The following is a 25,152-nucleotide window of genomic DNA, read 5'->3' as shown; positions in this document are numbered from 1 at the left end:
GGTCGAGGGCTTATCCAAATAAATATAGAACGCAAATTCGATTCGGATTCAGTTTTCAGGAATCAAGATCTAAACTTTACAATCCAAGTGATTGCAAGGAGAAGATATTGTTTTCAGCATTTGGCAATGCTGAGACCTGAATTATGCATTTGCACCGCAAATGCCCGTTTGGTGGCGATAGCGGAGGGGTTCCACACGTACCCATCCCGAACACGACCGTTAAGCCCTCCAGCGCCGATGGTACTTGGACCGAAGGGTCCTGGGAGAGTAGGACGTCGCCAAGCACGAGGAAGCCATTGTTGAGTAATCAACAGTGGCTTTTTTTGTTAAAATATAAGGATTTATATGTTTACGCCATAAATCAGTCTTATATTTCTACGAGAAACGGATACCCTCCTCTTCCAGAGGACGGCGAAGCCGTTTCTTCTTGTGTGTATAACTTTAGTCTATCTTGTGGGTAAGTCTGGCGTAAATCTGTGATTTCGAAAACTTACTAACATGTGGATAGAATTACAGCATTTTAAAACTTCTCCCCAAATCTTGTGGATAGAAGAGGCGGAAATGTGGATACACTCTGTGAAGGTTGATATAGTAAGAGATATAGGGGGCACATTTATGAATAATAAGGATCAGGGGTTGTGGATATCCCAATATAGCGTACATACCAGTGATACAGATTACCGTTCAAAGGGGAAATTATCTTTCTTGTTGGATATCATGCAACGTGCAGCGGATTCAGCGGTCAGTGGACTTGGCCTAAGTCTGGAGAAGATGATGGAAGCTGGAATGGGCTGGATGCTGATTACTCTGGATCTTCAGCTTAAGCAGATGCCACGGCCGAATGATCTCTTGACTATTTATACCTGGAGTAAAGGAACCAAGGGGGCAATGTGGCAACGGGATTACCGGATCTTCGACAGTAATAAGGTGGAAATTGCATCCGCACGTTCCATCTGGGTGCTTGTGGATATTGCGGAGCGTAAGATCCTCCGTCCCAGCGCACTCCCGGTAAAGGTAACACATTATGACGGGGATTCAGTAGGGGGGATACCGGAAAAGCTACGGGTTCCTCCACAACTTCCTATGGAGGAAGCCTACCCCTACAAGGTGCGCTACAGCGGCCTGGATAACAACGGTCACTTGAACAATGCGCGTTACGGAGATTTGTGTTCCGATGTGCTGACACTGGAAGAATGGGAGCAGATGGAACAAAGGCGTTTTCGGATTAGTTATATACAGGAAGCTATATTTGATGAAGCCATTCAGATCATGAGGAGCCAAGTGACCCCGGAAGGGATATTCATACGTGGGCAAAATGGGGAGAAGGTGTTTTTTGAAGCCTGCGTGGAACTTGGATTAGAAAAAGAGGCAGAGTAATCGATCAGAGTTACAGATACGTGGCTTTGATAAACTTTAAATAGCGGCGGTACTCCGGGGATGACGGAGCCGGCCGCTTTTTTTGCGGGTTGTCACGAATGAAAGGACAACAAGCGTTATACAGGTGTAAGCAGTCTAAAAGGAGGTGATTCTTTGGAACGTGAAGACCCCGGGGCCAAAAATTATCCAGGACTGATTGATGAAGCAGTAGATAAGGTGCGTACAGGCGACCGTGAAGCCTTCAGAACGATCATTCATGTTTTTGAAAGGCAAATCTATACGTATTGCTATTACATTCTGAAAAGCCGGGAAGAGGCGGAAGACGCGGTCCAGGATGTTTTTGTGAAAGTCTACAAGGAACTGGGGCGTTATGAGAAAAAGGTGTCTTTTTCTGCCTGGTTGTATAAAGTGGCTTACCATCATTGTCTCGATCAGATCCGTAAACGTAAACGTCGCATCCGCTTGTTATCCTTGTATAAACAGCAGCAGCCCAGAGCTTACATGGATCCCGGCCTGGAGAATCCCGTAGAGTCGTTGTTCATGGATCAACTAACACCGGAGGAGAGCAATCTCCTGATTCTCAAGGTTGTAGAGCAGTACAGCTTTGAGGAGATGGGCCAGATTATGGAATGCAAACCGGCCTCTCTACGAAAAAAGTACGAACGACTGCGCAAAAAGTTGGTTCAGCAAAGAACGAACGAAGGAGGGAGAAGCCATGAAACAATGGCAAAATCGAACTGAAAGCCAAAAAATGGATGATATTCGCCAAACCCTTCGAAATCAGGCAATGCCGAAAGATAGCTACAGTTCCCAAATTATGAATCAGATCGGAGAGATGGACATGGAACGCCGAAAAAAGGCACGACGCAGAAGCAAGATAATTAAGAAAACCTTAGTTGCTGTATCCGCAGCAGCAGTATTAGGGACGGTTGTGATTGCAACAGGTTTTATCTCACCCGCATGGGCAGATACAATTAGACAGATTCCTATTGTAGGCAGTGTGTTCAAAATTACGGAAGACCGTGGTCTAAGCACCGCAGGTGACAAAGGATTATCCACCGCTCCTAATCAGAGTGTCACCCATGATGGAGTGACTTTGAAGGTTACCGACGTTTATTATGACGGGACGCGCCTGGCCATCGCGTTCGAGCGAGAAGGTATTGATAATGAACAGGTGGTAGGCAAGATAATTCCAAAGCCAATTAAGTTCGATCCGTCGGTCAAAGAAGTCAAGGGATCTCGATCTGAGCTGGATCAGTCTGTTAAAGGTCTGCTGGGTATCCCTGTAGTTAAGTTGCCGAGTGGAGAAGAAGTACAATCTGGAAACACAAGTACAGGCGATATTGAGGGGAAAAGGAACACCATGTTATTTGACGCTAAGAAATTGCTGAATACCGATGCGTTAGGAAATGAATTTGAGCTGAGCGTCAGTGTGGAAGTTGCCCAAATCGCTGAACCTTTTGTATTTAAGGTACCGGTGAAGAAGGTGACCGAAGGTATCATCCGACTGGATCTGGACCAAACGAAGACAAAGGGAGAATTCAGCTACACGGTGAAAAAGCTGGAGTTGACCCCGGCAGCGAGCCGGCTGATTATTCACAGCAAGGGTGCAGTTCCGTATTCGTCCGAACAGACCGGCGACTACAGCCCTTCCGCCGTATACTATGAAATTGTCGATCAGGACGGAGTGGCCGTTAAAGGCGGGAATCACGGCGTTATTCCGATAGCTGGGCTACAGCATCCTATTGTAGATGAGTCCTATGATCCTTTTGCGGTAACCCCAACGTCTATTACCGTGAAGCCTTACACATTAACTTTTGACAAAAACCTTAAGGTCCTTGAAGACGCTAAGGGTCAGATGATAAAGACATACATTACAGAGTTGGAACAGACGATTCAAATCCCATAGATGTTTCTGTTAACAATAAACGCCCCATTCTTCACTTTGCAACGTGGAGGGTGGGGTCTTTTTGGTCTGTTACTTGAATAAGGCATGGTATAATTATATGAGTGTGGAAAGGAGAGAGCTATGAAAGCATTGGTATTGGCAGAGAAACCTTCGGTAGCGCGGGAAATTGCGCGAGTGCTGGGGTGCCGGGAGAAGCAGAAAAGTTATCTGGAAGGTCCACAATATATTGTGACATGGGCGCTTGGTCATCTGGTCGGACTGGCGGAGCCTGAGGATTATAATCATAAATACGCCACTTGGGCGCTGGAGGATCTGCCGATTCTGCCGGAAAAGGCGAGGCTAAAGGTACTTCGGGAGACCAGCCAGCAGTATAAGGCGGTCCAGCATCTGATGAAGCGGCAGGATGTCGGTGAGTTGATTGTGGCGACGGATGCGGCGCGGGAAGGCGAACTGCTGGCACGCTGGATTATCCAGATGGCAGGCTGGAAAAAGCCGTTCCGGCGGCTGTGGATCTCCTCGCAGACGGATAAGGCGATCAAAGAAGGTTTTGCGGCTTTGCGGCCGGGTAAGGACTATGACCGGCTGTATGAGTCTGCGCGCTGCCGGGCGGAGGCGGATTGGATGATCGGGCTTAATGTGACCCGGGCGCTTACTTGCAAATTCGGGGCTCCACTGTCCGCAGGCCGGGTGCAGACGCCAACGCTTGGGATGATTATGGATCGTGAAGACGAAATTACGGGTTTCCGGTCACAGGATTTCGAGACACTTACGGCCGATTTCGGCAGCTTTCAGGCGGGCTGGAGAGCGGGGAGCGGTGACGGGCGGATTTTTGAGAAGGAAAAGACGGCGAAGCTAAGCGAGAGACTGACCGGCCGCAATGGACGGATCGCGAAGGTGCAGAAAAGTGAAAAAAGCGAGCCGCATCCACTGGCTTACGACTTAACGGAGCTGCAGCGGGATGCCAACAAAAAATATGGCTTCTCGGCCAAGCAAACCTCCAATCTGCTGCAGCGTCTCTATGAGCAGCACAAGCTGGTGACTTACCCGCGTACTGACAGCCGTTATTTGACTTCCGATATGACCGGTACGTTAAAGGAACGGCTGGACAGTGTGGCTGTAGGACCCTATGCCGCTCTGGCCCGTCCGCTGCTGCGCAAGCCGCTGCCGATGACCAAACGGATTGTGGATGACAGTAAGGTCAGTGATCACCATGCGATTATCCCTACGGAGCAGACGGTGCTGCTGAACGGCCTGAGTACGGAGGAACGCAAGCTGTACGATCTGATAGTAAGACGGTTCATCAGCTTGTTCTACCCTCCGGCCCGTTATGATGCGGTAGCTGTAACCGTACAAGTGGATGGTGAGAGCTTCCATGTCAAAGGGACCACGGTCAAAGATGCCGGCTGGCGCGAGGTATACGGCGGTGATATGAGTACTGACGATGAGGAAGAGAATGCAGCAGGGGAACCCGCAGCAGGAAGTGTGAAGCTGCCGGAGCTGCGGGAAGGCGAAAACGTCACGATCCAGCGCTGTATTGTGAAAGCTGGCCGCACACAGCCGCCTAAGCGTTATAATGAAGCAACGCTCCTGACGCAAATGGAGAAACATGGGTTAGGCACACCGGCTACACGTGCGGATATTATCGAGAAGCTGGTAAGTTCCGACACCATCGAACGTCAAGGTAATCTGCTGCATCCAACCGGTAAAGGCAAGCAGCTGATTGGTCTGGTATCCGCGCAGCTGCGCACGCCGGATCTGACGGCACGCTGGGAAGCGGAGCTGGAGAAGATTGCCCGCGGGCAAGGCAAACCCGAGCCGTTCCTGCAAGGCATCCGCACTATGGCGCAAGATTTGGTATCCGGCGTAAAGACGAGTGCTGCGGAGTATAAGCCGCATAATGTCTCGAACAGTCATTGCCCGGAATGCGGCACCAGGCTGCTGGAGAAAAAGAGCAAACGCGGCAAGATGCTGGTCTGCCCGGCGGAGAGCTGCGGCTATACCCGTGCAGGAGAGAAACGCTTGTCGAACCGCCGCTGTCCGCAGTGCCATAAAAAAATGGAGCTGAAAGAGGGCAAGGCCGGAATGTTCGTGCAGTGCCTTGGCTGCGGGATCACCGAGACTATGGACAAAGATCATAAACATGTAAACAAACGTGAGCAACAGAAGCTGGTGCAGCAGTACAGCAAGACCGAGAGTATCGGCTCGAACCTGGGAGAACTGCTGAAGGCTGCGCTGGAAGCCAAAAAAGATAACAGCTGACGGCTCCTGGATGTCATGTTGGGTTAGCTTTCGGAGAGATGACAGGCGATTGTAATATTGGTAATAAAGTGGGGGATGAAGTGACAGTTCAGCAGCAGTCAGATACGTTGAAATCGGCAGAAAGCCCACAAAGCAGGGGAGAGAGCCGGTTATTCTTTTTGGCTATCGTATTTTTGTTCTGGTTCTCTTCTTATATTTATGTTCCCGTGCTCTCACCCTATGTGGAGCATCTGGGTGCTTCCTATATGATGGTGGGCATGGTGCTGGGTGTATATGGGCTGATGCAAATTTTGTTCCGGCTGCCGCTGGGCATGGGCTCGGATTATATGAAGCGGAGACGCCCCTTTATCTACCTTGGGCTCATCGCCACAGCGGTAAGCTGCTTCCTGTTCCTCTGGGGGGCAAGTCCCGGATGGGCGCTGGCTGCCCGGGCCGTATCCGGCATTGCAGCATCTGCGTGGGTTGTGTATACGGTGATGTTTGCGGGGTATTTCCCCAAAGAGGAAGCTGCCAAAGCCATGGGTATGCTGCAGTTTACTACGGTCATCGCACAGCTCAGCAGCATGATGCTCAGCGGGTATATCGCAGAGCACTGGGGTTGGGGTGCTCCGTTCCTGATCGGTGGAATCGTAGCGATTGGCGCACTCGGGCTGGCTTTCCGGCTGCCTGAACCAAAGTCTGAGCAGAGGCAGGCCATACAGCTCAAGGATTTGGCCGTAGTTGTCAAAGAGCCGCTGCTGGTCAAGGTATCCTTGCTGTCGGTGCTTGCACACTGTGTGCTGTTCATTACAATGTTCGGGTATACACCTAGCCAGGCGCTGCATATTGGAGCAAGCAAAGAAAGTCTCGGCTGGCTGACCCTGTCATTTATGATTCCGCATGCGGTGGCGACGCTGTATGGGGCCCGTTTTTTTGGCAGGCTGGTGGGAGAGCGGTGGACACTAATCTTGGGTTTTGCTGGAAGTGCAGTGTTCACCCTGCTCATTCCGTCCATGCCAACACTTGGAGCACTGTGTGCGACACAGATTGGAAACGGGTTTATGCAGGGGTTGATTTTCCCGCTTCTGCTTAGTAAATCGGTCTCTGGCGTTGCTCCCTTCAAACGGGCAACGGCGATGGGATTCTATCAGGCGGTATATGCGATAGGCATGTCGGGAGGACCGTTTGCGGCAGGCTGGATGAGCTCAAGGTATGGACTGACGGGCGGATTCTGGCTCGGGGCCGTTGCCGCTTTGCTTGCTGCTGCTTTATCCTGGCTTTGGATAAAGGATACCTCCGCCTCGGGAGGAAGAACACAGTAAAGGCAGGCAAGCGGGGCGAGGCATTTGTTGGTTTTTGCCTGAAAGAGTAATATAATAGAGGCAGATAGTGCAAGGAGGAGGAGCCGTCGGGAATGGCCCAGATTGTCATGTTGTGGTTCGTGGTTATCAATATTATCGGATATGTGGTGATGTCTGAGGACAAGAACAAGGCCCGCAAGCGGCGTGACCGTGTGCCGGAGAAGACCCTGTTCCTGCTGGCAGCGATGGGCGGTGCGCTTGGAGTGCTGATTGCCATGTACCGCAAGCGCCACAAGACGCGGCATATGTCTTTCCGGATCGGTATTCCGCTGCTGCTGCTGTTGAATGTCCTGCTGTACGGTTATTTTTTACAATGATGGCTTCATAGATTCCTTGATTACAATACACTAGCAGAAAAAGAGGTGGCGTACATGTTATTCTCTACAATCTTACTCGCCTATGACGGTTCAAAGGCTTCGAATCAGGCCTTGGAGCGGGCCATTGAACTGGCTAAAGTCAAACCGGATTCTACTCTGCACGTTGTACATGCCTTTGAATTCCCCCGCTTTTTTATCGGGGAGGCACTCGCACCGCTGCCGGCTTCGGTGAACAAGGAGTATTATGATCTGGCGGTTCAGACGACAGAGGAAGTGAAGAGCCGTCTTGCAGCCGAAGGCGTGAACGCTGTTGTGGAGCTGCTGCAGGGTTCGCCTGCAGAAGTGATTCTAAGCTATGCCAAGCAGCAGGCCGTAGATGTTATTGTCATCGGCAGCCGTGGACTTGGGGGAATTCGTGAATTTGTTCTGGGCAGCGTCAGCCACAATGTGGTCCAGAGCGCACGGATTCCGGTGCTGGTCGTAAAATAATAAAGCTTGGGGAGAGGAACGCTGACGGCGTTCCCCTTTTTTGTAATAGCAGGTTATGGCAAGATACCGCTACAAACCGCTCCAAAAGCGAACGTTTAAACTGGTAGATTTAACAATGTTCGTGTTTAAGTTGACATCCTGTGTAGGGCATTGTTAAACTGATATCATGAGCAACTCGTATAAAGCCGGGGATATGGCCCGGAAGTCTCTACCCGGGAACCGTAAATTACCGGACTACGAGGAACAGATAGATAGTATGCCATGGTGCTGCGCCGGTTCCCGGAGCGCCCGTGCGCAGGTCACGTGATGCCAGGCTTAGCTTAAGGGGCATGCGGGACAGCTGTCCCCTGTTCCTGAAGCAGTCCGATCTCCCGCAGCAGTATGCGTTTGGAAATCGGGCTTTTTTTTCGAGATTTAGGGAGACTACATTTATAACCGAAGCGAAAGGCAGGTCGAAACATGTCTGTGCAGGTCGCTGTCATCATGGGCAGCAAATCGGATTGGGAAACGATGGAGCATGCGTGTACGGTGCTGGAAGAGCTGGGTTTGTCCTATGAGAAAAAGGTAGTATCTGCCCACCGTACGCCGGATTTGATGTTCAGCTACGCGGAGGAAGCGGCGGACCGCGGCATCCGCGTCATTATTGCAGGCGCTGGCGGAGCCGCGCACCTGCCCGGCATGGTAGCAGCCAAGACTATACTGCCCGTAATCGGTGTGCCGGTGCAGTCGAAGGCGCTGAACGGCCTCGACTCCCTGCTCTCGATCGTGCAGATGCCGGGCGGCATTCCGGTAGCGACGGTAGCCATTGGGCGCGCGGGTGCGATCAATGCGGCCTTGCTGGCGGCGCAAATCATCGGCGCGTTCGACCCTGAGGTGCAGCGCCGGGCACAGCAGCGCCGTGACGCTATCCGTGACGAAGTGCTGGAAAGCAGCGACAGCTTATGAGTCTGAGGGAGCTTGGCGGCGCGGAGCCGCGGAAGCTGCTGCCTGGAGCCACCGTTGGCCTGCTCGGCGGCGGGCAGCTCGGGCGCATGCTGGCGCTGGCCGGCAGCGCCATGGGGTACCGCTTCGTGGCGCTGGACCCTGCGCCGGAAGCGCCCTGCGGGCAGGTAACGCCGCAGATTACGGCGGCGTACAATGACCGCGAGGCGGCGCGCGAGCTGGCGCGTCGCAGCGACGTCATCACGTACGAGTTCGAGAACGTCGACGCAGGCGTAGCCGCGCTGCTGGCGGAGGAATCGTACGTGCCCCAGGGCAGCGCGCTGCTGTACACTACGCAGCACCGCTTACGCGAGAAAGCCGCTATCGAGGCGGCGGGCGTGCCCGTTGCCCCGTACCGGAAGGTCGGCAGCCTGGCGGAGTTAACCGCTGCCGCTGCCGACCTGGGCCTGCCCTGTGTGCTGAAGACCGCCACAGGGGGCTATGACGGCAAGGGACAAGCCGTCATCCGCGAAGCTCAAGAGCTGGAAGCCGCCTTCACACAGGTGGCTGCCGGTGTAGCAGCGCCGGAGCTGGTGCTGGAGAAATTCGTCGCTTTCCGCTGCGAAATTTCTGTAGTGGCTGCCCGCAGCGCCTCCGGCGAGGTCAAAAGCTTCCCGCCGGCGGAGAACATCCACGTGGACAACATCCTGCACCTGTCCATTGTGCCGGCAAGAGTGCCGGAAGACATTCAGCGCCGGGCCTGTGAGCTGGCCGAGACACTGATTGCCGGACTGGATGCTGTAGGACTGCTGGCCGTAGAGCTGTTCGTGACGGAAGACGGGGAGCTGTTCGTAAATGAGCTGGCACCCCGGCCGCATAATTCCGGGCACTATACGATGGATGCCTGCGTCACCTCGCAGTTCGAGCAGCATGTGCGGGCAATCTGCAATCTGCCGCTGGGCGACACTTCGCTGGTGACACCGGTGGTGATGGTGAACGTGCTGGGCGAGCATCTGGATCGGGCCGTGAGTATTGTCTACAGGAATGATGAAGAAGCTAACAAGCTGGGGGTTGTCCCTAAGCTTCATATATATGGCAAGACCGAAAGCAAAACTGGCCGCAAAATGGGCCACATCAACCTGCTCTGCAAGGATACCGGAGACGGATTGTCCTGGGTAGAGCAAACTAACCTTTGGAGGCATTGACCACTTATGATCGAACGTTACAGCAGACCGGAAATGCGGGCCATTTGGACCGAAGAGAATAAATTCAACGCGTGGCTGGAAGTAGAACTGTGCGCTTGTGAAGCCTGGGCCGAGCTGGGAGTCATCCCGCATGAAGATGCGGCCAAGCTGCGCAAGGATGCAAAGTTTGATATTGACCGCATCAATGAAATCGAACTGGAAACGCGACATGATGTCATTGCTTTTACCCGCGCGGTCTCCGAGAGTCTTGGGGCGGAACGCAAATGGGTCCACTACGGCCTGACTTCCACGGACGTTGTGGATACGGCGCTGGGCTACCTGCTGCGTCAAGCGAATGAGATTCTGGAGAAAGACATCCTCAATTTCATTGAAATTCTCAAAGACAAGGCGATTGCCTATAAAGATACTCCGATGATGGGCCGTACGCATGGCGTACATGCCGAGCCGACTACTTTTGGCCTGAAGATGGCGCTTTGGTACGAAGAGATGAAGCGCAACCTGGAGCGTTTCCGCCGTGCGGCGGATGGTGTACAGTTCGGCAAAATCTCCGGCGCAGTCGGCACCTATGCCAACATCGATCCGTCCGTGGAAGAATTCGTCTGCCGCAAGCTGGGTACCAGCCCGGCTCCAATTTCCACCCAGACCTTGCAGCGTGACCGTCACGCCGAATATATGGCCACTTTGGCACTGGTCGCCACCTCCCTGGACAAGTTCGCGACCGAAATTCGTGCCCTTCAGAAGAGTGAGATCCGCGAAGTGGAAGAAGCTTTTGCCAAGGGTCAAAAAGGGTCGTCCGCCATGCCGCATAAACGCAACCCGATCGGCTGCGAGAACATCTCCGGCCTGTCCCGCGTGATCCGGGGCCACATGGTCACTGCTTATGAGAACGTGCCGCTCTGGCATGAACGCGATATCTCGCATTCCTCAGTGGAACGGATCATCCTGCCGGATGCGACCATGCTGCTGAATTACATGCTAAACCGGTTCGGTAACATCGTGAAGAACCTGACCGTCTTCCCTGAGAATATGAAACGCAATATGAACCGCACGTTCGGCGTGCCATTCTCGGGCCGTATCCTGACCAAGCTGATCGACAAAGGCATGAGCCGCGAGCAAGCGTACGACACCGTGCAGCCGCGTGCGATGCAGGCTTGGGAAGAGCAAACCCAATTCCGTGACATCGTTGAAGCTACGCCTGAAATCACCAGCGTCCTGAGTACGGAAGAGATCGAGGATGCGTTCAACCCGTCCTGGCATCTGAAGCATGTCGACACCATCTTCCGCAAGCTTGAGCTCATCTAAAGGTGCGGAAATTGGTGAACTAAGGAACGTGTTCATAAATATAAGGCTGGATAAAAAGTGACGCAGAGAAATTTTGGAACTGTAGAAGCGTTAGCGTTCGCCTTTATGGTCAGATTTCTACCGCGAGAAGCGGTTCAATCAGGAAATATGACCATAACAGCGATCGGAAGTCCAAATATTTCTCGGAGTTGCTTCCTTTAGACCGGCTTCTTATTAAGAAGATCATTAGTTCAAGGGAGGAAAGGTCATGACATCACCGGCCATATCCACAGCCGTGGAACTTGTAAATGCGCCGCTGCTCTATAAAGGAAAGGTTCGTGAGCTGTACGATTTGGGGGAACATGTACTGATCGTCGTGACGGACCGGATATCCGCCTTCGACTATGTGCTGGACCCCGCAGTGCCGGAGAAAGGCAATGTGCTCAACCGTCTAAGCGCGTTCTGGTTCGGCAAGACGCAAGAGCTGATCGAGAATCATGTCGTGCATATCGACGTGGATCAGCTTGGAGACCTTGTGAAGGACCGGGAAGCCCTCAAGAACCGCATCATGGTCGTCCGCAAAGCCGAGCGTATTGATATCGAATGTGTGGTGCGTGGTTGTATTACCGGCGGAGGCTGGAGACAATATGAGGAGACCGGCAAGGTCAACGGCATTGAGCTGCCGCAAGGCCTGCGCAAAAATGCGCTGCTGGCCGAGCCGATCTTCACTCCGGCTGCCAAAAATGATGTCGGCCACGACGAGGATATCCCATTCGAGCAAATGCAGGAGCTGATTGGTGCAGACCTGGCACTAGAGCTGAAGGAGAAGAGCCTGAAGCTGTTCGCTTTTGCCAAAGACTATTGCGCTGAACATGGTATTATCCTGGCGGACTGCAAGTTTGAATTCGGACTGCTGGATGGCAAGGTGATTCTGATTGACGAAATTTTTACGCCGGATGCTTCCCGCTTCTGGGCCAAAGATAAATACGCACTCGATATTGAGATTGACAGCATGGACAAAGAGCCGGTGAGAACGTACCTGTCCGCCTCCTCTTGGGATAAGAACAGCATGCCTGACCCGCTTCCAAGCGAAGTGGTGGAAGAAACAACCCGTCGTTATCTGGATATTTATCATCGTCTTACCGGCAAGACTCTGGTGTAGGCAAGCAGCCCTTCTTGAAATATAATTCTTACATTTTCAGATAAATGAACCCTTTAGGAGGAACTACAAGCGTATGTTAAAAGCGACTGTGTATGTCACCATCAAGAAAAGCGTGCTCGATCCCCAAGGTGTAGCCGTGCAAGGGGCACTGCATTCGGTAGGATTTCAGGAAGTGGAATCCTTGCGTATCGGTAAGTATATGGAGTTGACTTTGGATACGGACAACCGCGCTGAAGCGGAAGGCCGCCTGAAGGAAATGTGCGAGAAGCTGCTGGCCAACACGGTGATCGAGGATTACCGCTACGAATTGGAGGACTAAACGTCATGAAATTTGCGGTACTTGTCTTCCCAGGTTCCAATTGTGATATCGACTGCTACAAAGCAGTTGAAGAGACGCTAGGCGAACCCGTTGATTATGTGTGGCATACGGCGACGGACCTGTCTGCCTATGATTGCATTCTCGTTCCGGGTGGCTTTTCCTATGGTGATTATCTGCGCTGCGGCGCCATTTCCAGATTCGCTCCAGTCATGGCTGAAGTAGCCAAGGCTGCGGAGCAAGGGAAATTTGTACTGGGCATCTGCAACGGATTCCAGATTTTGACGGAAGCGGGACTGCTGCCTGGTGCACTGCGCCGCAACATGTCGATGAAATTCCGCTGTCATGATTCCGTGCTTAAGGTTGTTAATAATACAACCCCGTTTACTGTTGATTACGCTAAGGATGAAGAGATTGTGATTCCGATTGCACACGGCGAAGGGAACTATTATTGCGATGAAGAGACATTGGCACAGCTCAAAGCAAACAATCAGATCGTATTCACTTATAGCGACAATCCGAACGGCTCCGTAGCCGACATTGCCGGGGTCAGCAACGTGGCAGGCAATGTCGTGGGCATGATGCCTCACCCGGAACGTGCGGCGAACAGCTTGCTTGGTTCGGAAGACGGCAAACGGATGTTCACATCAATTCTCAAGACATGGAGGGATCGTCATGGCGCAGCAAGTATCCGTTAAGGAACCGACCGCAGAACAAATCAAGGAACAGAAGATCTACAGTCAATTTGGCGTGTCGGACAGCGAATATGAGCTGATTACCTCTTTCATGGGACGCCTCCCGAACTATACAGAGATTGGCGTATTCAGTGTGATGTGGTCTGAGCACTGTGCCTATAAGAACTCCAAGCCGCTGCTGCGCCGCTTCCCGGTTACTGGACCACGTGTTCTGATGGGACCGGGCGAGGGTGCGGGAATTGTCGATATCGGGGATAACCAGGCGGTTGTGTTCAAAATCGAAAGCCATAACCACCCTTCCGCGGTTGAGCCTTTTCAGGGGGCAGCCACAGGAGTGGGCGGAATTATCCGTGATATTTTCTCTATGGGTTCGAGACCGGTGGCCATTCTCAATTCCCTGCGTTTCGGCAAGCTGGAGAGTGACCGGGTCAAATATCTGTTCGAGCATGTGGTATCCGGGATTGCCGGTTACGGCAACTGTATCGGGATTCCAACCGTCGGCGGCGAAATTATGTTCGACGACAGCTATGACGGTAATCCACTCGTAAACGCGATGTGTGTAGGGTTGATCGATCATGATAAAATCCAGCGTGGTGTCGCCAAAGGTGTAGGCAATCCGGTGTTCTACGTAGGTCCGCCTACTGGACGCGACGGAATTCACGGCGCAACCTTCGCCTCCGTGGAGCTGAGCGAGGAATCGGAAGCCAATCGGACGGCTGTACAGGTCGGCGATCCGTTTATGGAGAAGCTCGTCATGGAGTCCTGTCTGGAACTGATCGACAGCGGCATCGTTGTCGGGATTCAGGATATGGGCGCAGCGGGTCTTACCTGCTCCAGTGCCGAAATGGCCAGCAAAGCGGGCAACGGGCTGGAGCTGTATCTGGACCAGGTGCCGCAGCGTGAAGAAGGCATGACGCCTTACGAAATGATGCTGTCAGAATCGCAGGAACGTATGTTGTTCGTGGTTGAGCCGAAGGATGAGGCACAGGCGCAGGAGATTTTTGACCGTTGGGGCGTCATTTGCTGCAAAGTGGGCAAGGTAACGGATGACGGCCGCCTGAAGCTGTTCCATCACGGTGAAGTGGTTGGTGATATGCCGGTAACAGCACTGGTGGATGAGTGTCCAGTGTACGATAAGCCTTCGGCAGTTCCTGCTTACTATGAAGAGAATGCCAAGGTAGATACGCTGCGTTACGACGAAGTGACGGATCTGGGCGGCGCGCTGCGTACGATCCTGGGTTCGCCAACCGTGGCGAGCAAAGCATGGGTCTACAACCAATACGATTACATGGTGCGGACCAGCACCGCGGTTCGTCCGGGTTCGGATGCGGCTGTAGTGACTGTGCCGGGTACACGCAAAGGTCTGGCAATGACTACGGACTGCAACGGCCGGTATGTGTATCTTGACCCTGAAGTGGGCGGACGGATTGCGGTCAGCGAAGCTGCGCGCAACATTGTCTGTTCGGGAGCAGAGCCGCTGGCCATTACGGATAACCTGAACTTCGGAAGTCCGGAGAAACCGGATATTTTCTGGCAAATGGAACGTGCGGTAGATGGGATGGCGGAAGCTTGCCGGGTACTGGAGACGCCGGTAATCGGCGGTAACGTCAGCTTGTATAACGAAAATGCTTCCGGTGCCATCTATCCGACACCTGTAGTCGGCATGGTCGGACTGGTGCAGGATACAGATCATATTACGACGCAAGGCTTCAAACAAGAGGGAGACGCCATTCTCCTGCTGGGTGCAACCTATGCCGAACTCGGCGGCAGCGAATTCCAATATGCCGTGCATGGCTTAACAGAAGGCCGTCCACCGGCACTTGATCTCGCTACGGAGAAAAAACTGCTGGATGCCACACTCAGTGCCATCCGTAGTGGCCTTGTGCGCTCCGCGCATGACTTGTCCGAAGGCGGACTGGCTGCGGCCTTGGCCGAGAGCTGCATCAGCGGCGGAATCGGTGCGAATGTGGATCTCTCTGCTGGCGGATTGCGCCGTGATGTGGCGCTGTTCAGCGAGAGCCAATCCCGCCTTGTACTGACTGCGGCACCGGATCGTGCCGAGGAGCTAAAGGCGGTCATTGCTGCCGGCGGCGTGCCGGTGGAGATCATCGGAACCGTAGGCGGTGACCGGCTGCGTGTGAACCTGGACGGCACAAAAGCACTGGATGAAGCTTTAGTAGAACTTAAATCTGTTTGGGAGGATGCCATTCCATGTCTTATGAAATAAAGACCGGGAAAGAGCAGGCTGCCCCTATCCTGTGGACCGGCGACTTTTACAACGAAGGAACGGGCTCGGGAGATATTTTTGATACGTTAAAAGAAGAATGCGGCGTCTTCGGGGTCTTCGGACACCCGGAAGCCGCGTCCATGTCCTACTATGGGCTGCATGCCTTGCAGCACCGGGGGGAAGAAAGCGCGGGCATCTGCGTAGCAGACGGCCGCGACTTCAATTACCACCGCGGCATGGGACTGGTTAAGGAAGTTTTTGACAAGGACAAAATCGCCTCACTGGTCGGCGACATGTCCATCGGCCACGTGCGTTACTCCACCAGCGGCGACAGCAGATTGACCAATGCCCAGCCGCTGGTCTTCAAATACCGGGACGGGGATCTGGCGATCGCTACGAACGGTAACATTGTCAACGAACCGCTGATCCGCAAACAGCTGGAGCAAAGCGGTTCGATTTTTCAGACGACCAGCGACACCGAGGTGCTGGCGCATCTGATTGCGCGTTCGCCGAAGGAGTTTGTCGAAGCGGCTAAGGAAGCCCTGCAGCAGCTGGTGGGCGGATTCGCTTTCATGCTGATGACAAATGACAAGCTGGTGATCGCTTCGGACTCGCATGGTCTGCGTCCATTGGTGATGGGCCGTGTCGGCGAAGCTTATGTCTTCGCTTCCGAGTCTTGCGCTCTTGAAGTGATTGGCGCCGAGCTGGTACGGGACATTGAGCCGGGAGAACTGCTCGTGCTGGGCAAAGACGGCCTGCGCGAAGACCGGTTCACCGAACCGAAACGCAAGGCGTTGTGCGCTATGGAGTATATCTATTTTGCCCGTCCGGACAGTGACCTGAACGGTTCTAACCTCCACTCCGCCCGTAAGCGGATGGGAAGCCGGATGGCGCTGGAAGCTTTTGTCGATGCCGATATCGTCACTGGTGTGCCGGATTCCAGTATCTCCGCCGCCATCGGCTATGCGGAGCAGACCGGTATCCCTTATGAACTTGGATTAATCAAAAACAAATATACGGGCCGGACCTTCATCCAGCCCAGTCAAGAGCTGCGCGAGCAAGGTGTCAAAATGAAGCTCAGCGCCGTGCGTCGCGTCGTTGAAGGCCAACGCGTCGTCATGATTGACGACTCCATCGTGCGCGGTACCACTTCGCGCCGGATCGTCAATCTGCTGCGTGAAGCGGGTGCCGCTGAAGTCCACGTGCGGATTACATCGCCGCCGTTCAAGAATCCTTGCTTCTATGGCATTGATACGCCAGACCGCCGCGAATTGATCGCATCCTACAAGACCATCGAAGAGATGCGCGAGGAGATCAACGCCGATTCTCTGGCGTTCCTGTCTCCTGAGGGTCTGATCACCTCTATCGGCGGTTATAACAGCAACGATTACAAAGGCGGGCTGTGCCTGTCCTGCTTCGACAACGATTATCCGACGCAGGTGGATTTTGGAGGGGAAGAGAAGGACGGCTGTTCGTGCTGATCCACTGTGGGCCGATCCCCCTAAGTCCCCCTTTCAAAGGGGGATTCCGGAGGGCGCTGCCCTCCGGCCACCCGAAAGCTCGGTGGTAGGAGTTTGGTGTTAACTTGCTAAGCGGGCGTGGGTGCGGGTTCCCGCTTTGTCCCTGCGGGACACGCTCTACGGCGCTCCGCGCCCCGGCGGCTTACCGCAAGCCGTGTCTACACTTTAAGCCCGCGAAGCTCCAGCCCTGTTTGCTGCGCAAATGCGGCTCGCTTCGCAGGCAGGGAAGGCGCATGGCCTCGCTTCAAGCGCCGAAACCCCAAGCCCGCGAAGCTCCAGCCCTGTTTGCTGCGCAAATGCGGCTCGCTTCGCTGGCTGGGAAGGCGCTTGGCTTCGCTTCAAGCGCCGAAACCCCAAGCCCGCGAAGCTCCAGCCCTGTTTGCTGCGCAAATACGGCTCGCTTCGCTGGCTGGGAAGGCGCTTGGCTTCGCTTCAAGCGCGGAACCCCCAAGCCCGCGAAGCTCCAGCCCTGTTTGCTGCGCAAATGCAGCTCGCTTTGCAGGCAGGGAAGGCGCATGGCTTCGCTCCAAGCGCGGAAACCCCAAGCCCTCGAAGCTCCAGCCCTGTTTGCTGCGCAAATACGGCTCGCTTCGCAGGCAGGGAAGGCGCATGGCCTCGCTCCAAGCGCGGAAACCCCAAGCCCGCGAAGCTCCAGCCCTGTTTGCTGCGCAAATACGGCTCGCTTCGCTGGCTGGGAATGCGCTTGGCTTCGCTTCAAGCGCCGAAACCCCAAGCCCGCGAAGCTCCAGCCCTGTTTGCTGCGCAAATACGGCTCGCTTCGCTGGCTAAGGTAGCGCATGGCTTCGCTTCAAGTGCGGAAACCCCAAGCCCTCGAAGCTCCAGCCCTGTTTGCTGCGCAAATACGGCTCGCTTCGCTGGCTGGGGAGGCACATGGCTTCGCCTAATGCGCCGAGGGCTTAACTGCCCACTGTGCAAGGCGCGTACTGCGGCTTGCAGTAAGGTTCTGCCGGTGGTTTGGAAGTTATGAAAGGGAAGTTTGGAACTGGAGAAGCGGCAGCGTTCGCCTTTAGGTTTGGATTTCTACCGCTAGGAGCGGTATTAATCAGGAAATCCAAACATAACAGCGATCGGAAGTCCAAACATTCCCTGTAATAACGCCTCATAACCACCCAGGAGCTGTCTGCCCCGCAACCGCGCTCTAAACTAACTTAAATGAGGTGTCCAAAAGTGTCGGAAGCTTATAAAAATGCCGGAGTGGATATTGCAGCTGGCAACGAAGCGGTAGAACGCATGAAGAAGCACGTGAAGCGTACGTACCGTCCTGAAGTGATGACCGAGCTGGGCGGTTTCGGAGCGCTGTTCGGATTGAATAAGGACAAGTATGAGGAGCCGGTGCTCGTATCGGGAACAGACGGAGTCGGCACCAAGCTCAAAATCGCGTTCGCGGCTGACCGCCACGACACCATCGGCATCGATGCCGTAGCCATGTGTGTGAACGACATAGTCGTGCAAGGTGCGGAGCCGTTGTTCTTCCTGGACTATCTGGCATGCGACAAAGTTATCCCGGAGAAGATTGAAGCTATCGTAGCCGGAATCGCAGAAGGCTGCCACCAGGCAGGTTGTGCGCTGATCGGTGGCGAAACGGCGGAAATGCCGGGAATGTACTCGGAGGGCGAATATGACATTGCCGGCTTTACAGTAGGCGTAGTCGACAAGGCTAAGCTGGTAACAGGGGCGAGCATTTCAGCTGGTGATACGGTGATTGGCCTCGCATCCAGCGGTGTGCACAGCAACGGGTTCTCGCTGGTGCGTAAGCTTTTGCTGGAGTCGGGCGGTTATGGCTTGAATGATGTAGTAGATGAACTGGGAGCACCGCTTGTAGATGTGCTGCTCGCTCCTACCAAAATCTATGTCAAACCTTTGCTGGCGCTCCTAGAACAGCTCCCGGTGAAAGGCATGGCTCATATTACCGGAGGCGGATTCATCGAGAATATCCCGCGGATGCTGCCGGATGGTGTGAATGTAGAGATTAACTATGGAGCTTGGCCGATCCTGCCGATCTTTGACTTGCTGCAAAAACAAGGCGATGTAAGCAACCGCGATATGTTCACCACGTTTAACATGGGCGTTGGCCTTGTTCTGGTAGTGGATGTTGCCAATGGGGAACGTGCGCTTGAACTTCTGAAAGCCAGCGGAGAAGAGGCGTATATCATCGGCACCGTAACAAAAGGCGAGCGGATTGTTACCTTTACAGGAGCTGAAGTGTAATGGAGCAGAGTAGAATCGCTGTGTTTGCCTCCGGGCAGGGCAGCAATTTTGCAACATTGATTGAGGCGCAGAACGCCGGAAGGCTGGGCGCGGGCAGAATAGAGCTGCTAGTCTCCGACCGCCCGGAAGCCCCTGTGGCGCAGCGGGCGGCGGATGCAGGTATTCCGAGCCTTTTGCTGCGGCCCAAGGAATTTGCCAGCCGTGAACTGTACGAGGTCGAGATTGTGGCTGAGCTGCAGCGCCGGGAGATTGGCCTAATTGTGCTGGCCGGTTATATGCGGCTGATTACGCCAACGCTGCTTGAGCCATACGCAGGCCGGATCATCAACATTCACCCTTCGCTGCTGCCCGCTTTTGCAGGCAAAGACGCGATAGGCCAAGCACTGGATTATGGTGTGAAGCTGACGGGGGTCACGGTGCATTTTGTCGATGGCGGCATGGATACGGGGCCTGTGATTGCCCAGCGTTCCGTAAGTGTCGAGGAGAATGACACCCCCGAATCATTGGCTGAACGCATCCACCAGGTAGAGTATGAACTGTACCCCGAGGTGGTCGGTGCTTTTGCAGACGGCAGAATTACACTTCAGGGCCGTATTTCGACAACACGTGACAAGTAATTTTATGAGCATCACCGGTCATTTTCGATATTTCTCGGGAAATACCGCATCGGCCGCTTAATGCGTCGCATTTTGGTGGATCTGGTTGATAACCGGCCAAACAACACCCGTACACAAAACAGGCCCTGCTGTGGCCTTATTTTTCCCAGCACAACAGTTGAGCCAACCCATTAAACCGCAAGCATACCGGAGGAGGACTATTCAAAGTGAGTATCAAAAGAGCGCTGGTCAGCGTATCGGATAAACAGGGTATCGTAGATTTTTGCCGCGAGTTGTCTGCATTGGGCGTAGAAATTATCTCCACAGGCGGAACAAGCACATTACTTGCCAAGGAAGGCGTGCCGGTTATCGGAATTTCCGATGTGACAGGGTTCCCTGAAATCATGGATGGCCGCGTCAAAACACTGCATCCTGCAGTGCACAGCGGTCTGCTGGCGGTTCGTGACAATGAGGAGCACACGCGCCAGATGACCGAGCTGGGTCTCGATTATATCGATCTGGTAGTCGTGAATCTGTATCCATTCGCTGAGACGATTGCCAAGCCGGATGTATCGTACGAGGAAGCTATCGAGAATATCGATATCGGCGGACCGACGATGCTGCGTTCTGCAGCCAAGAACCATGCTTTTGTCAGTGTGGTAGTGGATGCGGGAGATTATGCTGCAGTGCTGGAAGAAGTTCGTGCAGGCGGCGATACTACGCTTGAGACACGCAAACGTCTTGCGGCAAAAGTGTTCCGTCATACGGCGGCTTACGATGCCCTGATTGCCGATTATCTGGCGAATGTGACGGGGGATCCCCTGCCGGAGCGTTATACCGTAACTTACGAGAAAATTCAGGATCTGCGCTACGGGGAGAACCCGCATCAGAAGGCTGCTTTCTACCGCAAGCCGCTGGCGGCCCTGGATACGCTGACCTCTGCCGAGCAACTGCATGGCAAAGAACTCTCCTACAACAATATCAATGACGCCAACGCGGCGCTGCAAATTGTCAAGGAATTTGAAGAGCCTGCGGTGGTCGCGGTGAAGCATATGAATCCATGTGGGGTTGGCGTAGGGGCGAGTGTGTATGAAGCTTATCAAAAAGCGTACAACGCCGACCCGACCTCAATCTTCGGCGGAATTGTTGCAGCGAACCGGATCGTGGATGCCGATACTGCCAACCTGCTGAAGGATATTTTCCTCGAAATCGTGCTGGCACCGGGCTTCACCGAAGAAGCACTGGAGATTCTCACGAAAAAGAAGAATATCCGTCTGCTTCAAATCGGCAATCTCAGTGCGGCTGCGGCCCGAAAGAGCAGCTTCGTCGTGACTTCCATCGACGGTGGTATGGTAGTGCAGGAGAGCGATGTGCATTCCGTGAATGCGGATGAGCTTCAGGTTGTAACGGACCGCAAACCAACCGAAGATGAACTGAAGCAATTGCTGTTCGGCTGGAAGGTTGTTAAGCATGTGAAATCCAATGCGATCGTACTCGCGGCAGATGATATGACGGTTGGCGTAGGTGCAGGCCAGATGAACCGTGTGGGTGCAGCCAAAATCGCGATTGAGCAGGCCGGTGAGAAGTCCAAGGGTGCAGTACTGGCATCCGATGCCTTTTTCCCTATGGGTGATACGCTGGAAATGGCGGCTAAGGCAGGCATCACGGCTGTCATTCAGCCGGGCGGTTCCATCAAGGATGAGGAATCCATTAAAGTGGCTAATGAATATGGGATTGCCATGGTCTTCACCGGCGTTCGTCATTTCAAACACTAGGCTCTCAGGGAGGAACTTATGGATATTTTAGTGGTTGGCGGCGGGGGCCGGGAGCATGCGATCATCTGGAGTCTGGCAAAAAGCCCTCGTGCCGGTAAAATCTACTGTGCACCCGGCAACGCCGGGATTGCGCAGCTGGCGGAATGTGTGCCGATCGGCGTATTCGAGTTCGACCGTCTGACGGCTTTTGCCAAGGAGCGTGAAGTGGGTCTTGTGGTCATCGGCCCGGATGATCCACTGGCCGGGGGCATTGTGGATGCTTTTGAAGCAGAGGGTATCCCGGTGTTCGGCCCGCGCAGGAATGCGGCGGAGATCGAAGGCAGCAAGACCTTTATGAAGGATCTTCTGCACAAATACAACATTCCTACTGCGGCATATGAGAAGTTTGACGATTATGAGACGGCTCTTGCTTATTTACGCAATCAGGAGCTGCCGATTGTCATCAAGGCGGATGGCCTTGCGGCAGGCAAAGGTGTGACGGTGGCCTACTCACGGGAAGAGGCGGAGCTGGCACTCCGTGACATTATGGTCTCCAAAGTGTTCGGTGAAGCGGGCGCACAGGTGGTCATTGAGGAATTCCTGGCGGGTCAGGAAATGTCGATCCTTGCTTTTGTCGACGGCGAAACCGTACGTCCCATGGCAGCGGCCCAGGACCACAAGCCGGTATTCGATGGTGACAAAGGGCCCAATACCGGCGGTATGGGCACCTATTCGCCGCTGCCGCATATCGCGGATGAGATTATCCGGGAAGCGGTGGAGACGATTATTGAGCCGACGGCCAAGGCGATGGTGGCCGAAGGCCGTCCATTCAGCGGCGTGTTATTCGCTGGACTGATGATTTCGCCGGACGGCAAGCCGAAGACGATCGAATTCAATGCCCGTTTCGGCGATCCCGAGACCCAGGTTGTATTGCCCAGACTGCGGAGTGATCTGCTTGAGATCTTCCTGGCGGTGGTAGAGGGCAGGCTGGCGGATATTGAGATTGAGTGGAGCGAGGAAGCTGCCGTGTGCGTGGTGCTTGCTTCTGAAGGGTATCCGGGTTCTTATCCAAAGGGAGTTCCAATTAGCGGGCTGTCTGAGCGTGGGGGCGGACTGGTCTTTCATGCCGGTACCGCTTTTGGCGAAGACGGCAGCTATGTCACGAACGGCGGCCGGGTACTGGGTGTCGTCGGGCTGGGAGCATCCATTGCTGAGGCCCGTGAGGCGGCGTACGCCCAGGCAGAGAGCATTGCTTTTGCCGGGAAGCAAAACCGCAGTGACATTGCCATGAAGGCCTTGGTCTGAGGATAAAGAACCGTATCTAGTAAATGTTTACGCTATAAGTCCTAAAAAAAGGACTGACAAGTCATAGAAGAAGTGCTATAATACAACACGTACGGGGGAAAATGTGCGGATATATACAGATAAAGGGTCTTTCCGATCATGGAAAGGCCTTTTTTAAATGATAGTCCCCGGACCTGCGGAAGGCTGATGGATATAGAATATCCCTTGCCGGGAAATGATACTTCTACATGCACAATAGCACTGCGCTCCGGGCGTGGCGTTAGCTACAGATTTAAGGGGGAATATGTTTTGAGTAAGGTTGGAAGAAATGACTTATGCCCATGCGGAAGCGGGAAAAAATATAAGAAATGTTGTCTGGGCAAGGAAACCTCTGCGGTGGAATCCATACTGCGGCTGGTAACAACGGAAGAAGCGGCGGCCCATGAGTCAGTCACGGCCGAGCCGGCAATGACCCAAGCTGCACCAGTGCCCGCTCCACGTCCAGAAGGCAAGCTGACCCTGGCCAAGGTGAGAAAAATGGTTACACGTGATCTGAAATGGGAACATCCGGCCCATGAGCAGCTTGCGCTGGAGCTGATCGAGAGCATGCGGTATGACTATGACAAAGAGCTTATTGTGGAAGGCCTGGTTCTCTGGAACGGATATTCCCGTCAGATGAAGCCAGCAGTCAAGAAGACCGGCTCGTTCTGCGCAGCCATCGAATACTTGCTGTCCGAGCAGTATGGATTCCTGATTACACAGGTGGATCTGTCCAAAAAATATGACGTTACGACGGCTACCATTTCACGTAAAGTGAAAGAGATCTTCAATTATGTGGAAGAGTACGGCATGGGCGGAGACGACGTGGAAATGGATGATCTGGGGAACTCCGGCAGTCCGAAAGAGAAAGAGCAGTTGCTGCTCTACAAGGCGATGGAAGCAACCTCTTCGAAACGGCGTGTTCAGCTTGCCCAGGCGGCCCTGGAGATCTATCCGGACAGCCCGGATGCCTATCTTATTCTGGCCGAGGAATCGGAGAATGAACAGGATGCGCGTGAACTGTTGAAAGCCGGGATGGCCGCAGGTGAGCGTGAGCTGGGAGAGCTGTTTTTTGCCCAAAATAAAGGCTACTTCTGGGGGCTGCACGAGAGCCGTCCCTATATCAGAGTGTGCAAAAGTTATGCGGAATCCTGCTGGTTCGGCGGCAACGCGGAAGAAGCGGCGCAGACGCTTGAGTACATTCTTGAACTGAACCCGGATGACAATACAGGTGCGCGTTATCTGCTGGCTGCCTCTTACCTGTACAGCAACAAGCTGGCCGAGGCGCAGAAGCTGATGGGCAACAAAGACGACATGGCTGCGGCCTATGCCTACGACCGGATTGTGCTGGAATACAAGAAGAACGGGATCACGTCACAGCTGAAGATGCTGTACCGCGTTGCCCGCAATGTGAATAAGCATGTGCCGGACTACCTGCTCGGCCTCAAACGGCTTCCTCACAATCTTCCCGACTATGTCGGGATGGGCGATGCGAACGAAGCGATTGAATATGTGATTATACATTCCCGCCTATGGGCGAGCGTGCCGGACCTGCTGAAGTGGATGCTGAAGCAGTAGGTTAGAAGTGAATCTGAAGAATCACTGCCTTAAGCGGGCGGTGGTTTTTTTTAATAGGCCATATTTGGGTTTTTATCAAGGGAGCATTTATAGTGGTGGAAATTTAGCTGTTTTCACTTCTTATGCTTATGATTATGAAGCAGTTTCAAGTAATGCAGATCGTCTTAGTACAGCATAGATTAAAAATAAGGGATGCCTGAAGGCTATTTGATATGGATTAGCGTTCGTCACCAGCCTTCGAGCTGTTCTAATGTATAAAGTACCTCAGAATGGTTTAAATGAGGCTCAAACATCCGTAATGATGCATTTTATACATTGAAATGATAGCCATAAGGCACTTTTCGGCGAATGCAGCGGTTCCTGCTGCACCAAATACACTAAAATCCTAAAATGAGCCTATTTTTTCCCATCCTGATGTATAAAGTGCACTCTAGCGATCTCCGCCCTAGGCTTACAGCGTGCCTCACGGGAGGCAGCTTTTGAATGCGCCCTCTACTCCCACCTTTTAAAGGCTGATACTCTACTACTGCTTCTAAAGCTCAAAAGGTTTTTCGATTAATTAATAGTACAAGCGGATTAGAGACTTCTTCAATAAAGAATTCTTTTAAAGAAAAAGAAGAGTTGTCAGGATGGCAAACTGAGTTTATTAACGGC

General features: G+C 53.6%; 21 protein-coding genes, 1 rRNA gene and 1 riboswitch. Of the genes, 21 read left to right on the top strand and 1 reads right to left on the bottom strand.

All coding sequences use genetic code 11. The features are described from left to right. Positions 1–167: 167 nt before the first annotated feature. The 16 genes from rrf (at position 168) to purF (ending at position 16,979) form a co-directional block, all read left to right on the top strand. Positions 168–284, top strand: a 5S ribosomal RNA gene (rrf, locus tag IEY53_RS23260). A gap of 331 nt (positions 285–615) precedes the next feature. After that, positions 616–1,377, top strand: a complete 762-nt coding sequence (locus tag IEY53_RS23255; RefSeq protein WP_189029279.1) for an acyl-[acyl-carrier-protein] thioesterase — start codon at positions 616–618, stop codon at positions 1,375–1,377. A gap of 153 nt (positions 1,378–1,530) precedes the next feature. After that, on the top strand, positions 1,531–2,118 hold the full coding sequence (locus tag IEY53_RS23250; protein WP_189029277.1) for an RNA polymerase sigma factor: 588 nt from the start codon (positions 1,531–1,533) through the stop codon (positions 2,116–2,118). Beyond that, the gene (locus tag IEY53_RS23245) at positions 2,093–3,286 is read left to right on the top strand and encodes a DUF4179 domain-containing protein (RefSeq protein WP_189029275.1); all 1,194 of its coding nucleotides are present in this window, start codon (positions 2,093–2,095) and stop codon (positions 3,284–3,286) included. The genes IEY53_RS23250 and IEY53_RS23245 overlap by 26 nt, the downstream gene beginning before the upstream one ends. A gap of 120 nt (positions 3,287–3,406) precedes the next feature. Continuing rightward, on the top strand, positions 3,407–5,545 hold the full coding sequence (locus tag IEY53_RS23240) for a DNA topoisomerase III (protein ID WP_189029273.1): 2,139 nt from the start codon (positions 3,407–3,409) through the stop codon (positions 5,543–5,545). A 68-nt stretch (positions 5,546–5,613) separates the two neighbouring features. Continuing rightward, positions 5,614–6,846, top strand: coding sequence for an MFS transporter (locus IEY53_RS23235; RefSeq protein WP_229696300.1), 1,233 nt, complete (start codon positions 5,614–5,616; stop codon positions 6,844–6,846). Positions 6,847–6,938: 92 nt separating this feature from the next. Further along, complete coding sequence (locus tag IEY53_RS23230) at positions 6,939–7,202, top strand: DUF1294 domain-containing protein (protein ID WP_189029269.1); 264 nt, start codon at positions 6,939–6,941, stop codon at positions 7,200–7,202. 54 nt (positions 7,203–7,256) lie between these two features. Then, positions 7,257–7,691 carry a universal stress protein gene (locus tag IEY53_RS23225; RefSeq protein ID WP_189029267.1) on the top strand — a complete coding sequence of 145 codons (435 nt, stop codon included), beginning with the start codon at positions 7,257–7,259 and terminating at the stop codon, positions 7,689–7,691. A 155-nt stretch (positions 7,692–7,846) separates the two neighbouring features. Next, a riboswitch (purine riboswitch) is annotated at positions 7,847–7,948 on the top strand. Between the two features lie 202 nt (positions 7,949–8,150). Beyond that, positions 8,151–8,636, top strand: coding sequence for a 5-(carboxyamino)imidazole ribonucleotide mutase (gene purE / locus IEY53_RS23220; protein ID WP_189029265.1), 486 nt, complete (start codon positions 8,151–8,153; stop codon positions 8,634–8,636). Further along, positions 8,633–9,817, top strand: a complete 1,185-nt coding sequence (purK, locus tag IEY53_RS23215; protein ID WP_189029263.1) for a 5-(carboxyamino)imidazole ribonucleotide synthase — start codon at positions 8,633–8,635, stop codon at positions 9,815–9,817. The genes purE and purK overlap by 4 nt, the downstream gene beginning before the upstream one ends. Positions 9,818–9,823: 6 nt before the next feature. Continuing rightward, positions 9,824–11,119 carry an adenylosuccinate lyase gene (purB, locus tag IEY53_RS23210; RefSeq protein WP_189029261.1) on the top strand — a complete coding sequence of 432 codons (1,296 nt, stop codon included), beginning with the start codon at positions 9,824–9,826 and terminating at the stop codon, positions 11,117–11,119. A 247-nt stretch (positions 11,120–11,366) separates the two neighbouring features. Then, positions 11,367–12,260, top strand: coding sequence for a phosphoribosylaminoimidazolesuccinocarboxamide synthase (locus IEY53_RS23205; protein WP_189029259.1), 894 nt, complete (start codon positions 11,367–11,369; stop codon positions 12,258–12,260). Between the two features lie 73 nt (positions 12,261–12,333). Next, positions 12,334–12,579 (top strand): phosphoribosylformylglycinamidine synthase subunit PurS, encoded by a 246-nt coding sequence (gene purS / locus IEY53_RS23200; protein WP_019913657.1) that lies wholly within the window; start codon positions 12,334–12,336, stop codon positions 12,577–12,579. Positions 12,580–12,584: 5 nt separating this feature from the next. Then, on the top strand, positions 12,585–13,274 hold the full coding sequence (gene purQ / locus IEY53_RS23195) for a phosphoribosylformylglycinamidine synthase subunit PurQ (protein WP_189029257.1): 690 nt from the start codon (positions 12,585–12,587) through the stop codon (positions 13,272–13,274). Continuing rightward, positions 13,252–15,498 carry a phosphoribosylformylglycinamidine synthase subunit PurL gene (gene purL, locus IEY53_RS23190; protein WP_189029255.1) on the top strand — a complete coding sequence of 749 codons (2,247 nt, stop codon included), beginning with the start codon at positions 13,252–13,254 and terminating at the stop codon, positions 15,496–15,498. The genes purQ and purL overlap by 23 nt, the downstream gene beginning before the upstream one ends. Further along, positions 15,483–16,979: an amidophosphoribosyltransferase gene (purF, locus tag IEY53_RS23185; protein ID WP_189029253.1), complete on the top strand. Its 1,497-nt coding sequence runs from the start codon at positions 15,483–15,485 to the stop codon at positions 16,977–16,979. The genes purL and purF overlap by 16 nt, the downstream gene beginning before the upstream one ends. A 283-nt stretch (positions 16,980–17,262) precedes the next feature. Here the strand turns inward: purF and IEY53_RS23180 are convergent, their stop codons facing one another. Continuing rightward, the gene (locus IEY53_RS23180; RefSeq protein ID WP_189029251.1) at positions 17,263–17,817 is read right to left on the bottom strand and encodes a hypothetical protein; all 555 of its coding nucleotides are present in this window, start codon (positions 17,815–17,817) and stop codon (positions 17,263–17,265) included. A 389-nt stretch (positions 17,818–18,206) separates the two neighbouring features. Here IEY53_RS23180 and purM point away from each other — a divergent pair, with 389 nt between their 5' ends. From purM to IEY53_RS23155, 5 genes are all read left to right on the top strand, one after another. Next, positions 18,207–19,247, top strand: coding sequence for a phosphoribosylformylglycinamidine cyclo-ligase (purM, locus tag IEY53_RS23175; protein WP_189029248.1), 1,041 nt, complete (start codon positions 18,207–18,209; stop codon positions 19,245–19,247). Further along, positions 19,247–19,864, top strand: coding sequence for a phosphoribosylglycinamide formyltransferase (purN, locus tag IEY53_RS23170; RefSeq protein ID WP_189029246.1), 618 nt, complete (start codon positions 19,247–19,249; stop codon positions 19,862–19,864). The genes purM and purN overlap by 1 nt, the downstream gene beginning before the upstream one ends. Before the next feature lie 206 nt (positions 19,865–20,070). Beyond that, positions 20,071–21,618, top strand: a complete 1,548-nt coding sequence (purH, locus tag IEY53_RS23165) for a bifunctional phosphoribosylaminoimidazolecarboxamide formyltransferase/IMP cyclohydrolase (protein ID WP_189029244.1) — start codon at positions 20,071–20,073, stop codon at positions 21,616–21,618. 18 nt (positions 21,619–21,636) lie between these two features. Then, positions 21,637–22,902, top strand: coding sequence for a phosphoribosylamine--glycine ligase (gene purD / locus IEY53_RS23160; protein WP_189029242.1), 1,266 nt, complete (start codon positions 21,637–21,639; stop codon positions 22,900–22,902). Positions 22,903–23,190: 288 nt separating this feature from the next. Next, a complete protein-coding gene (locus tag IEY53_RS23155) occupies positions 23,191–24,498 on the top strand; it encodes an SEC-C metal-binding domain-containing protein (RefSeq protein ID WP_229696299.1) in 1,308 nt (435 codons plus the stop codon). Positions 24,499–25,152: the final 654 nt, after the last annotated feature.

This window comes from Paenibacillus albidus, assembly GCF_014644435.1.
Lineage (GTDB): Bacteria > Bacillota > Bacilli > Paenibacillales > Paenibacillaceae > Paenibacillus_AQ > Paenibacillus_AQ albidus.
Note: the sequence above shows the minus strand (reverse complement) of the source record. Positions and strands in the feature narration are given on the sequence as shown.

Bases quoted from the DNA above. Each gene is read 5' to 3' on its own strand.
- IEY53_RS23245 (WP_189029275.1), top strand. From the start codon at position 2,093: ATGAAACAATGGCAAAATCGAACTGAAAGCCAAAAAATGGATGATATT.
- purE (WP_189029265.1), top strand. From the start codon at position 8,151: ATGTCTGTGCAGGTCGCTGTCATCATGGGCAGCAAATCGGATTGGGAA.
- purK (WP_189029263.1), top strand. From the start codon at position 8,633: ATGAGTCTGAGGGAGCTTGGCGGCGCGGAGCCGCGGAAGCTGCTGCCT.
- purD (WP_189029242.1), top strand. From the start codon at position 21,637: ATGGATATTTTAGTGGTTGGCGGCGGGGGCCGGGAGCATGCGATCATC.
- purN (WP_189029246.1), top strand. From the start codon at position 19,247: ATGGAGCAGAGTAGAATCGCTGTGTTTGCCTCCGGGCAGGGCAGCAAT.
- purL (WP_189029255.1), top strand. From the start codon at position 13,252: ATGGCGCAGCAAGTATCCGTTAAGGAACCGACCGCAGAACAAATCAAG.
- purF (WP_189029253.1), top strand. From the start codon at position 15,483: ATGTCTTATGAAATAAAGACCGGGAAAGAGCAGGCTGCCCCTATCCTG.
- IEY53_RS23180 (WP_189029251.1), bottom strand. From the start codon at position 17,817: ATGCGCTACCTTAGCCAGCGAAGCGAGCCGTATTTGCGCAGCAAACAG.
- IEY53_RS23240 (WP_189029273.1), top strand. From the start codon at position 3,407: ATGAAAGCATTGGTATTGGCAGAGAAACCTTCGGTAGCGCGGGAAATT.
- purB (WP_189029261.1), top strand. From the start codon at position 9,824: ATGATCGAACGTTACAGCAGACCGGAAATGCGGGCCATTTGGACCGAA.
- purQ (WP_189029257.1), top strand. From the start codon at position 12,585: ATGAAATTTGCGGTACTTGTCTTCCCAGGTTCCAATTGTGATATCGAC.
- purS (WP_019913657.1), top strand. From the start codon at position 12,334: ATGTTAAAAGCGACTGTGTATGTCACCATCAAGAAAAGCGTGCTCGAT.
- IEY53_RS23205 (WP_189029259.1), top strand. From the start codon at position 11,367: ATGACATCACCGGCCATATCCACAGCCGTGGAACTTGTAAATGCGCCG.
- IEY53_RS23225 (WP_189029267.1), top strand. From the start codon at position 7,257: ATGTTATTCTCTACAATCTTACTCGCCTATGACGGTTCAAAGGCTTCG.
- IEY53_RS23230 (WP_189029269.1), top strand. From the start codon at position 6,939: ATGGCCCAGATTGTCATGTTGTGGTTCGTGGTTATCAATATTATCGGA.
- IEY53_RS23255 (WP_189029279.1), top strand. From the start codon at position 616: ATGAATAATAAGGATCAGGGGTTGTGGATATCCCAATATAGCGTACAT.